This is a genomic window from Flavobacterium ginsenosidimutans, from assembly GCF_003254625.1.
GTDB classification, from domain to species: domain Bacteria; phylum Bacteroidota; class Bacteroidia; order Flavobacteriales; family Flavobacteriaceae; genus Flavobacterium; species Flavobacterium ginsenosidimutans.
Genome location: NZ_QJRJ01000080.1, coordinates 143099 through 154805, shown reverse-complemented (window position 1 = coordinate 154805; position 11707 = coordinate 143099). Strand labels below are relative to the sequence as shown.

The following is an 11707-nucleotide window of genomic DNA, read 5'->3' as shown; positions in this document are numbered from 1 at the left end:
TAGTTTTAGATTTCCTGATTTTATTTTTGAGCTAATAAAACGGCTCTTACACTTTTATGCTTGTGAAGTAATTCTTCCGCAACTTCATATTCCACATCAAGTTCCTCCATAATCATTTTGATGCCACGTTTTACCAGTTTTTCGTTAGAAAGCTGCATGTCAACCATTTTGTTGCCTTTTACTTTTCCTAATTTAATCATAACCGAAGTTGAGATCATGTTTAGAGTCAGTTTTTGAGCAGTTCCTGATTTCATTCGGGTGCTTCCAGTTAAAAATTCTGGGCCCACAATTAATTCAATTGGATAATCTGCTTCCTGAGCAATAAGTCCATTGCTGATACAAGAAATACTTCCTGTTTTTACATTATGTTCTTTGGCCTTTTTCAAAGCTCCTAAAACGTAAGGCGTGTTTCCAGAAGCCGCAATTCCGATAATAAAATCTAAGCTAGAAATTTCATATTTAGCTAAATCTTTCCAAGCTTGTTCCGTATCATCTTCTGCATTTTCAACAGCTTTTCTAATAGCGGTGTCTCCACCAGCAATAATTCCGATAATCATGTCATGAGGCACACCAAAAGTTGGCGGACATTCAGATGCATCCAAAATTCCAATTCTCCCAGAAGTTCCTGCTCCAAGATAAAATAATCGTCCGCCAAGCTGCATTTTTTTGACAATTGCTTTTACAAGCTTTTCGATTTTAGGAATCTGTTCTTCAATAATATCTGGTACTTTTCGGTCTTCTGTATTAATGTTAGTAAGAAGTTCTTTCACGCTCATTTGATCCAAGTCTTTGTACAAAGATTCTTGTTCAGTTTCAGGATTTTTATTTTTCATTTTTCTTTTTTTTGATTTTGAAACCAAACTTCTTTCGAATATTTGATTTCGTTTTTTTGCATTAATAGTCTCTGTTTTATTGAAAAAACAGTGAAATTTGAGTTATTATTGAATTAAGGGATTATTTGTAAATCAGATATTTTGTTCGCATTTTTTTGAAAGCTGCTAGATCTTTCTGCCAGCTTTGTCTTATTTGAGTTTCAGAAATACCGCTTTCAATTTGCTGCTGTAATTTTTTTGTTCCTGCTAGTTTCGTAAAAAAAGCATTGAAGAATTTTGTTTTGTCACTTGTATTCTGGTAAGCTTTAATAAACCATTTTAATTCTAGCTGTTTTAGTTTTGGATAAGCTGTCAAATCTTCGCCAAAACATTCTTTTCCGTTGTATAAAGGATCTTTTGCGCCAAAGTTAGGTTTTGGCGTAAAGCTGAAATTAGTTTTGGTTAAATACGGAGAACCATAAATTTGGAATTGTTTTTCAGTTCCGCGTCCCATACTCACATTTGTTCCTTCAAAAAGGCATAAACTTGCGTAAAGGTTGATCGATTGATCGTTAGGCAAATTTGGAGATGGTTTTACCAATAAACTGTATGGCATTGTTCGTTTGTAATCTAAACATGGAATAACAGTCAATTTGCATTGAGCGCCATCTTTCAGCCATTTTTCGCCATTTACCATTTGAGCATATTCACCAATCGTCATTCCGTGTAGAAGCGGAATAGGGTGCATGCCCACAAAACTTGTAAATTCTTTTTCTAAAAGCGGACCGTCAACAATAGAACCGTTCGGATTTGGTCTGTCAAAAACAATAAGCGGAACGTTATTTTCTGCACAAGCTTCCATTACATAATGAAGTGAAGAAATATACGTGTAGAATCGTGCTCCAACATCTTGCAAATCGAAAATCATAACGTCAATTCCAGATAACTGCGCTGGTTTTGGTTTTTTATTGTCGCCGTAAAGAGAAATAATTGGCAAACCGGTTTTTTGATCTTTTCCGTCAACGATATGTTCGCCCGCATCTGCTGTTCCTCTAAATCCGTGTTCTGGAGCAAAAATAGTTTGAACGGCAATCTTTTTCTCCAAAAGAAAATCAACAACATGTGTTTTGTTGGATAAAATTCCAGTCTGGTTGGTAACGATTCCGACTTTTTTATCTTTTAAAAGAGGAAGATATTTTTCATAATTATCTGCTCCTGTTTTAATTTCAGTATAGCTGAATGCCTCAGAACTATTCGTTCCAATTGTTTTCACTACTGTTGAATAAGACGGAGTATTAAAAAGAAATGCTGCAACAAAAGCACTTTTTGCTATAAATTTTATCATTTTAAATACAGTTTATAGTTAAAGACAAAAAATTGACTTAATAAAATTAAGGATATTATTGGTATATATAAATGTTTTAGGTAGATAGGGGACTCTAAAAAAAACTATTGTTTTGCCTAGATTATTTCAGGCTAGATTTTGATTGTGTCTTTTTGTCTTTTGACGATGTGTTTAAAAAAGAATATTTTAAATACTACCTCCAAAATAAACGATCTTGGAGGTAGTTTTGTATGTATTAATTTTCAGCTGTTACTAAATTACCAGCCTGGATTTTGTTTTAATTCTACACCTTGAGCTTTATATAAGTCGATGTCATTCGTTGGAATGTTCATTAAATAATGCTTAGGTTCGAAATTTCTTGTACTTGCTGGGTATATTTTCACATATCCATTTGCGTCAACAACAGTTTGCGATCCAACTGGAGTTCCAATTCTAGCGCCAAGATTTACGTCTGGATTTTTACTAGTGTCTAAATAATCACCTTTTTTCCAACGGTAAATATCAGCTTGTCTTAAAGTTGTCCAGCTCATAAATTCAATCTGACGCTCACGACGAACTTCCCAAATTAATGGATTTACAGTTCCAGAAATTTGCTCTAAAGCAGAAGTTCTTCTTGGATCATTAATTTGAACACCATTTGCAGAAGCATTAACTCCATCTGTAGTTAAAGGCGCAATTCCTGCACGAGCACGAACTTTATTGATTGACAAATCAAGATCGCTGTTTGTAGCGTTTCCTAATTCAGCGCAAGCTTCGGCATAATTTAAATAAACTTCACTTAAAGTAAATAATGGAGCATCAGTGTAGTTACGTCCTCCAGTTGTAACATCTGGACCTGTTGTAGCAGGGTTGTTGTATAATTCGAATACATATCCAGACATTGAAACTAAAGCTGCTGTACCAAAAGGTTTTCCTTTGTATCCATAATTAGCAGGATTTACCGTTTTACCAAAACGAGGATCTCTATTAGTAAACGTATCTGTAACGTTGTCATCACCAACATACTGACTGTTTCCAGTTTGTTGAATTGGTAATCCGTTTGTTGTTACATAACTATCTGCTGCCCATTTTGTCAAACCATATTGAATAGTCGAAGTATTCGTATAGTTTTGAAGAGAGTGCATTAAAACGTTTGTTAAGTAACGTTTTGCCAATATCACTTCAGTATTTCCAAGTAATTCAACTGAATTGTATAAAGATTTCCAATCAGCATTTAATTTATAGCTTGGGTTATTCATAATCATTAATGAAGCTGCTTTGGCTTTGTTAAGATAAGAACTTCCGTCTTGGCCTAAATGATATTTTCTGTACGTTCCTTCATAAATACAAGCGTTACTCAAAGCTGCATAAGCGGTATATTTATTTGCTGTAACGTTTTTATCATCACTTACAAGCATTAAATCTGCTGCTTCTTGAAGTTCTGCAATTACTTTGTCCATAATCTCTGCTCTAGGCATTGCAGGAGAGTAAACTTCTGGATCGCCTTGAGCTAAATATTTATCAGTATAAGGAACATCTCCAAATTTTTGCACTAAACGGAAATAAGTATAAGCTCTGAAAAACTTAGCAACTCCAATATAATGGTTCTTTTTTTCTGTAGACATATTTACAGTTGGCACTTTTTCCAGCATTAGATTGCAACGGCGAATAAGTGTGTAATATTCATTCCAAGAATAAGTATTAGTAGTCGCAGCTGTAACAGGCATTTGATAAAAAGTAAATGCAGACAAGTTATCATCTACTCTATAATCACTTCCATGATAGTAGAAAAAAGAAAGCCCGATATTAGTTCCGTTTCCATAACCATAAAAAGTGTCATAATTCAACCATGAAAAGGTTTTTACGTTATCTTCTGACTGCCAAAAGTTATCGTTTGTAAATTTATCTGCAGGATCATCTGTTAGATAATCTGAACAGCTAACTGCGCTTCCTGCCAATAAAAAAGCAGTAAAGATTAGCAGAAACTTAGATTTTATATTTGATTTTTTCATTTTAAAAGTTTTGAATAGTTAGAGATTAGAAAGATAAATCAACACCAACAGACCATGTTTTTGTGTAAGGATAAGCTCTTCCCCAGAAAACTTCTGTTTCGTCAATTTCAGGATCTACAGGAAGACGTTTGTCTTTCCAAGTCACTAAATTTTCACCTGAAGTATATAATCTTACTTTTTCTAATCCTGCTTTTTTCACAATTGCTGCTGGCAAGTTATATCCAAACGTAAAGTTCTTTAAACGGAAGTAAGACATGTCTAATAAATATCTTGTTGATGTAACAAAGTTGTTTTGACCCGATGTACCTGATCCAAAAGTATTAGCTTCATTTCCATAATATGGATTTGGGAAATAAGCATCTGTGTTTTCCGGAGTCCAGTAATCTGCTTGGTTTGCATACATTTGCTGAGGCGCTCTGAAGAAAGGCAAAACAGCATCAGAAGCAGCCCAGTAATCGCGTTTTCCAACTCCTTGGAAGAAAGCAGAAATGTCAAATCCTCTGTATTTTCCACCTAAAGTAATACCGTATTTATAACGAGGTGTTGAATTTCCAATTTTACGTAAATCTCCGTGATCATCAGCAGTTCCAGCTCCACGCGTAATAGCTCCGTCACCATCTAAATCTACGTAGTGAACATCTCCAGCTCCGTATTGGAAATTACCTCCCATTGTTTTAGAATAATCAACACCGTTCACTGTTTTACCATTATTTGTAATAACATCATCAGCTTGAAGAAGTCTGTCACTTGTTAATCCCCAGATTTGGCCAATTTCATAACCATCATAGTAAGGTTTTGTATCAGCTGTTACTAATGCTAATAATTTAGAAGAGTTATTCCATTTTGTGATAACTGATTTATAATCTGATAAAGCAAGATCAACAAATACAGAAGCGCTTTCGCTTAATTGTTTATTAAAGTTTAATCCTAATTCCCATCCTCTAGTTCTCATATTTCCTGAGTTTGTCTGTGCAGAAGTCTGACCGAATGAACCTGGAAGAGTTATACCAGGAGCAAGCATTCCTTTTGTATCACGTTGGTACCAGTCAAATGTAGCGCCTAACATGTCAAATATTTTAATGTCGATACCCACATCTTTAGTATATACTTTTTCCCAAGTCAATGCAGGATCAACGTTAGTTGGCAAGTCAGTTGAAGGAGGAATTGTAGTGCCGCCGTTTACCCAAGAAGGATTTTTAGCGTTCATGATAGATAAGAAAGCATTATTTCCTACGTTTTGGTTTCCAATTGCTCCAATAGAACCACGCAATTTAAGATCAGTTAACCAGCTGCGTGTTCCTTCCATAAATTTCTCATTCACAATTTTGTATCCTACAGAAGCAGAAGGGAAGAATCCCCATTGTTCATTTGTAGGGAATCTTGACGAACCGTCATAACGAGCATTTAATTCTAAAAGATAAATTCCGTTGTAGTCATAATTTACACGAGCAAAGAAACCTGCAATTGAGTACTCAGTTTCTGCTGGGTTTAAAGAAGTATTTGCAGCTCCAGAAACAAATTGCTCGCCAACTGCAAGATTAAATTCTGGTTTAGATTTATCTAAAAGCGTATTTCTTCTTGCATAATTACGAGAGAAATTTTGCCATTCAGAGTTGAAACCTCCTAAGAATTTGAAATTATGTTTGTCAAATTGTTTTTTGTAGTTACCATAAATGTTTACAACATTTGTAGTAGACTCAGATTTTGATTGCGCTACATAATCATTTCCTGTTTCAAGAGTTGCAGGCGTAGCAGTTTGAATTGTTGTAGCATCGTATGGCATTGCAGACCAGCTGTCCCATGCTAAGAATTTACCACCATTTTGTTTTCTGTTGTAATATTCATTTACAGTGCTTACTTCTGTAATAAGATTTAAATCTTTTGTAATATCTGCTGTAAATTTAGCGCTAAGTCTTGTATTACGTTTGTTGTTTTCGTTTCTAGAAGCATTTGATAAATATCCTCCAGCAGTACGGAAATTATATCCTCTATAAGTTCCGAAATTCGGGAAATATTGTCCCCAACGGAGTGCATAACCAAAATAACCTCCGTAACCTGTATCATCTGTTCCAGAACCACCGTAATAGTTAAATGGCTGATCGTAAGTACTGTTGATAGTCATTACTTTGAAATCTCCAGTAAGCCAATCTGCTAATTTGGTTGTAAAACCTAAATTAATGTTGACTCTTTGTCTTTTTTCCTGATTCACTCTTAACATCCCTTCTTGGTTTGTTAATCCGAATGAAGCGAAGAAAGAACTTTTATCTCCTAAATTTCCTTGTGCAGATAAATTATGTGTTGTTTGAAGCGCATCACTTGCATATAATTCTTTATTAGCGTCCCAAACTCTGTAAAAATACGGTGTACCATTTTTTATTTCCCAATCTTCACCATAAACCATTTCATGACTAGTACGGTTATTTGCGTATTTTTCTTTCCAGTTTTTAATTCCATCTAATAAAACACTGTAATTTTGACCAAAAATCTCAGGTGTCGAACCATCTGTTCTTGTTCCCGCAGCAATTAATCCAGGAATTTCTTCTGTTGGATCCAAGAATTTTAAAGTAGAAATAGGATTAGTGAATGCGGTATTTGCACTATAAGAGAATCTTACTTTTCCTTCTCCAGTTTTTCCGCCTTTTGTAGTAATAAGAACTACCCCAAACGCCGCACGAGCTCCGTAAATAGAAGCAGAAGCTGCGTCTTTAAGTACAGACATTGTAGCGATATCATTTGGATTGATAAGCGATAAATCTGTTGGAACACCATCAACTAAAATTAAAGGTGCATCAGAACCATTAATAGTTCCTGCTCCACGAATATTGATATTGGCTGCACGGTTAATATTTCCAGAGTTAAAAGAAACATTTACTCCTGGTGTGGTTCCCTGCAATGCTTTACTAACGTCAGTTAAAGGTCGGCTACCTATAGTTTTGCTTACATCAATGTTAGCAACGGCTCCTGTTAAATTGGTTTTTTTCTGAGAAGCAAAACCCACAACAACTACTTCGTCTAATTTTGAAGTGCTTTCTGAAAGATCAACATTTACTTTCTGTTGATTTTCGATTTTAATTAATTGGGTCTCAAATCCCATATAACTAAAACTTAGCGTTCTTCCTGGCGCTACAGAAATGCTGTAGTTACCATCAAAATCTGTAGAAGTGCCATTTGTTGTGCCTTGAATTACGACGCTGACTCCAGGAATTGGAATTCCGTCCGTTTTGCTTTTTACAGTTCCAGTAATTGTTTTTGTTTGTCCAAATGCTGTTTGAATAAACAAAACCAACACTGAAATAAGAAGTAATTTTTTCATGATTAATCTGGTTTTTATAATGGTTGTTGAGCAAATATATTTAATTATTGCATACAAATGCATTATTTAGAACTTTTTTTAGAAAAAAAAATCAAAAAACGCAAAATAATGCAAAATTTATCAAATAATCTGTACTTGATTAATCTGTAAAATTTCAATTTTGCATACTGTTGCAGTTTTAAGGGTGTTTTCTAATATAAATTGAAATATTTGATATATTTGTGATGAACTTTAACTTTTATAGAAAAATGCTGAAAGCCGAAAGACATAAATATATAATGACTAAGCTTATTGAGGACCAAAAAGTTGTCACAACAGATTTGGCTTTGGCTCTGGATTTGTCGGAAGATACTATACGACGAGATTTGAACGAACTTGACAGTAAAAAGCTGTTAGAGAAAGTATATGGCGGGGCTGTACAAGTTAAAGAGAAGTCTGCAAATGTTTTTGATATTGCAATATCTGAAGAAGAAGAGAAAAAGAAAATCGTATCAAAAGCGTTGTCACTACTTCATGACGATCAAGTTATTATAATGAGTGGAGGAAGCACGAATTTGGTTTTCGCAAAGTTAATTCCATCCGATTTGAAAGCTACAATATATACGTATAGTTTACCAATTGCCATGCAATTGTCTCAGCATCCTAATATAGATTTAATATTTATTGGTGGGAAAATGCAAAAAAACGCAATGGTAACAATTGGTATGGATGTGATTCAGGTCGTTTCTAAAATTAAAGCAGATATTTGTTTCATTGGTGCCAGCAGTATTAATATAAAACAAGGGCTTACAGAAGTAGGTTACGAAATCTCAATTGTCAAAAAAGCAATGATAGAAGCTTCTGATAGAGTAGTTTCGATGTTTTCTGCAGATAAATTAAATACTAAGATGCCACATGGCGTTTGTGAATTAACTCAACTTGACACTATTGTGACCGATTTGGATCCGTATGACGCAAAACTGGAAGAATATAGAAAATCGGGTGTTTTTATCTTATAAGATATTGTTTTAAAAAATAGTTTTTGCGTGTTTTTGCGTTTTTTAAAATTTATTTTGTTAAATAATGCAGAATAATGTAAAAACTATCTTTTTTGTATATATATTTGTTAAAGCTAAACCTTTGACCAAATATATTTATGAAAACCATTACTTCGTTTACTTTCCGTTTATCTGGTAAATTTGAAGAAGTTCAAAGCTTTCAATTGGAGCTTTAATAAATATTTATTTCCAACAAGATTTAGATTGTATTGTTTTAACTGATGTGTGCAGAAGTATAAAACATTTATTAAAGAACCAAAAGCAATAGAACCAAATTAAATGCCCGATTCTCTTCAACTACAAGAATTAGAAACTTCCTTAGAAGGAAACCTTTTTTATGATGAGCTTCATAAAAAATTGTATGCCACAGATGCTTCTGCTTATAGAATTATGCCACTTGCCGTGGCAATTCCAAAGTCAGAAAATGATATAATTAATATTATTCAATTTGCTTCAAAAAATAAAATTTCAATAACACCAAGAACTGCAGGAACTTCTCTTGCGGGCCAAACTATAGGAAGCGGAATTATTGTAGATGTTTCAAAGCATTTCAATAAAATTATCGCTTTCGATCCTGAAAAGAAAACCATAACCGTTCAGCCTGGAGTAATTCGCGATGAATTAAATCTCTATTTAAAACCACACGGATTGTTTTTTTCGCCAACAACTTCTACTACGAATCGATGTATGATTGGCGGAATGGTTGGAAATAATTCTTCAGGAACAACCTCAATTCGCTACGGCGTTACCAGAGATAAAATTGTAGAAATAAAAGCAGTTTTAAGCGATGGGACGATTGCTGTATTTAAAGATTTAACTTCTGAAGAATTTATCGAGAAAATAAAAGGCGATTCTTTAGAAAGTAAAATTTATAAAACGATTTACGAAGAGCTTTCAATCAAAGAAAATCAAGAAGAGATTTTAAGGGAATTTCCAAAACCGGAAATTCACAGAAGAAATACGGGTTATGCGATTGATGTTTTGTTGAAATCGGAGCTTTTTTCAGGAACAGAAAATACCATCAATTTAGGAAAACTGCTTTGCGGAAGTGAAGGAACTTTGGCATTCTCAACTGAAATTACTTTAAAAGTAGATGATCTTCCGCCGACCAATAATATTATGGTTGTGGCGCACTTTCACACCATTCAAGAAAGTTTGGAAGCTGTTGTTGTCGCAATGAAACATCATTTGTACACTTGCGAAATGATGGACGATACGATTTTAGATTGTACCAAAACCAATAGAGAACAAGCCAAAAATAGATTTTTTATTGTTGGAGAACCAAAAGCAGTTATCATGCTCGAAGTTGGATCTCACATTAGCATGGAAGATGCCGAATTGCAAGCCGATGCGTTAATTAAAGATTTAGTAAATAATGGTTTTGGATATGCTTTGCCAAAAATTTACGGAGCAGATATTGACAAAGTAAACGAGGTAAGAAAAGCAGGTCTCGGACTTTTAGGAAGTATTGTTGGAGACGACAAAGCCGCCGACTCTATTGAAGATACAGCGGTAGAACTAAGCGATTTGCCAAATTACATTGCCGATTTTGCCGAGATGATGGAAAGACACGGACAAAGTGCGATTTATTATGCACATGCCGGGGCGGGAGAGTTGCATTTGCGTCCGAAGATAAATTTAAAAACTAAAGAAGGTTTACACCAATTTAGAAATATATCTACCGAGGTCGCTCATTTAGTTAAGAAATATAGAGGTTCGTTAAGCGGTGAACATGGCGACGGAATTCTACGCGGAGAGTTTCTGCCGTTTATGATTGGAGATAAAAACTATGAACTGCTCAAACGAATTAAAAAGGCATTTGATCCTAACACAATTTTGAATGTTGGTAAAATCGTAAATGCTTCTAAAATGGATGAAAACCTTCGTTTTGAAGCAGGAAGAGTTGAACCAGATATCAAAACGATTCAAGATTTCTCAGACAGTTTGGGAATTTTGCGTGCTGCCGAAAAATGCAACGGTTCGGGAGATTGTCGAAAAATGCCTTCGGCAGGAGGAACTTTATGTCCGAGTTATCGTGCGACAAGAAATGAAAAAGATACTACGCGTGCTCGTGCGAACGCTTTACGCGAATATCTAACAAATTCTGAAAAAGAAAATAAATTCGATCACGAAGAATTGTACAAAGTATTCGAATTGTGCGTGAGTTGTAAAGCCTGCGCAAGCGAATGCCCGAGTAATGTAGATGTGGCAACTTTAAAAGCAGAATTTTTATACCAATATCAAAAAGCAAATGGTTTTTCTTTCCGAAACAAAATATTTGCTTTTAATTCAAAATTGAATGAATTGGGAAGTATTGCGCCATCTGTTACCAATTGGGCTTCGAATCTTTCATTCGTTAAAAAAAGAATGGGAATTGCACCTGAAAGGCAAGTGCCATTATTGGCTCCAAAAAGTTTTAGAAAATGGTATCAAACTAACAAAAAGCTTTATGAATCTAATTCTTTTGAAAACGGAAGCGTTTATCTTTTCTGTGATGAATTCACCAATTATTATGATGTTTCGGTCGGAATTGACGCTTACGAACTATTAACCAAATTAGGTTACAGAGTAATTATAATCGATCATGAAGAAAGCGGAAGAGCTTTTATTTCGAAAGGATTTCTTGAAGAAGCACAAGAAATTGCGAATAAAAACATCAATACTTTTAAAAATATAATTTCTGAAAATACGCCTTTAATAGGTCTTGAACCTTCAGCAATTTTGACTTTTAGAGATGAATATCTTCGATTGGCTGGAGATAAAGAAAGTGCAGAAAAAGTAGCAAAAAACACTTTTACGATTGAAGAGTTTTTTAAAAGAGAAATTACAAGCGGAAAAATTCACGCAGGACAATTTTCTGAAAAAGAAAAAAATATAAAGATTCATGGGCATTGTCATCAAAAATCATTGAGCACTGTTGAAGCTTCTTTTGCAATGCTTAATGTTCCCAAAAATAATACGGTTACCATTTATAATTCAGGTTGCTGCGGAATGGCGGGTTCATTTGGTTATGAAAAAGAACATTACGAAATCAGTATGCAAATGGGAGAAGATACTTTGTTTCCGAAAATCAGGGCAACAGAATCGACAACAGAAATTGCAGCTGCAGGAACAAGCTGTCGTCATCAGATTTTTGACGGAACGAGCAGAAAGCCCATGCATCCCGTGACTATTTTAAAAGATTGTTTGAAATAATTTTTTGTATTTTC

General features: G+C 34.5%; 6 protein-coding genes. 2 read left to right on the top strand and 4 right to left on the bottom strand.

From position 1 onward, the window contains the following. Positions 1 to 20: 20 nt before the first annotated feature. The 4 genes from murQ to DM444_RS16940 form a co-directional block, all read right to left on the bottom strand. On the bottom strand, positions 21 to 833 hold the full coding sequence (murQ, locus tag DM444_RS16955; RefSeq protein ID WP_111288778.1) for an N-acetylmuramic acid 6-phosphate etherase: 813 nt from the start codon (positions 831 to 833) through the stop codon (positions 21 to 23). Between the two features lie 121 nt (positions 834 to 954). After that, positions 955 to 2157 carry an exo-beta-N-acetylmuramidase NamZ family protein gene (locus DM444_RS16950; protein WP_111288776.1) on the bottom strand — a complete coding sequence of 401 codons (1203 nt, stop codon included), beginning with the start codon at positions 2155 to 2157 and terminating at the stop codon, positions 955 to 957. Positions 2158 to 2414: 257 nt separating this feature from the next. Beyond that, on the bottom strand, positions 2415 to 4148 hold the full coding sequence (locus tag DM444_RS16945; RefSeq protein ID WP_111288774.1) for a RagB/SusD family nutrient uptake outer membrane protein: 1734 nt from the start codon (positions 4146 to 4148) through the stop codon (positions 2415 to 2417). Positions 4149 to 4173: 25 nt separating this feature from the next. Next, positions 4174 to 7461: a SusC/RagA family TonB-linked outer membrane protein gene (locus DM444_RS16940; protein WP_111288772.1), complete on the bottom strand. Its 3288-nt coding sequence runs from the start codon at positions 7459 to 7461 to the stop codon at positions 4174 to 4176. A 224-nt stretch (positions 7462 to 7685) separates the two neighbouring features. Here DM444_RS16940 and DM444_RS16935 point away from each other — a divergent pair, with 224 nt between their 5' ends. Together DM444_RS16935 and DM444_RS16930 are read left to right on the top strand one after the other, a co-directional pair. Further along, positions 7686 to 8459 carry a DeoR/GlpR family DNA-binding transcription regulator gene (locus DM444_RS16935; RefSeq protein WP_317048484.1) on the top strand — a complete coding sequence of 258 codons (774 nt, stop codon included), beginning with the start codon at positions 7686 to 7688 and terminating at the stop codon, positions 8457 to 8459. Positions 8460 to 8777: 318 nt separating this feature from the next. Next, positions 8778 to 11693: an FAD-binding and (Fe-S)-binding domain-containing protein gene (locus DM444_RS16930; RefSeq protein WP_111288768.1), complete on the top strand. Its 2916-nt coding sequence runs from the start codon at positions 8778 to 8780 to the stop codon at positions 11691 to 11693. Positions 11694 to 11707: the final 14 nt, after the last annotated feature.

What these genes read in the sequence shown, in the direction of transcription:
- murQ (WP_111288778.1), bottom strand. Translation starts at nt 833, where the DNA reads ATGAAAAATAAAAATCCTGAAACTGAACAAGAATCTTTGTACAAAGAC.
- DM444_RS16950 (WP_111288776.1), bottom strand. Translation starts at nt 2,157, where the DNA reads ATGATAAAATTTATAGCAAAAAGTGCTTTTGTTGCAGCATTTCTTTTT.
- DM444_RS16945 (WP_111288774.1), bottom strand. Translation starts at nt 4,148, where the DNA reads ATGAAAAAATCAAATATAAAATCTAAGTTTCTGCTAATCTTTACTGCT.
- DM444_RS16940 (WP_111288772.1), bottom strand. Translation starts at nt 7,461, where the DNA reads ATGAAAAAATTACTTCTTATTTCAGTGTTGGTTTTGTTTATTCAAACA.
- DM444_RS16935 (WP_317048484.1), top strand. Translation starts at nt 7,686, where the DNA reads ATGAACTTTAACTTTTATAGAAAAATGCTGAAAGCCGAAAGACATAAA.
- DM444_RS16930 (WP_111288768.1), top strand. Translation starts at nt 8,778, where the DNA reads ATGCCCGATTCTCTTCAACTACAAGAATTAGAAACTTCCTTAGAAGGA.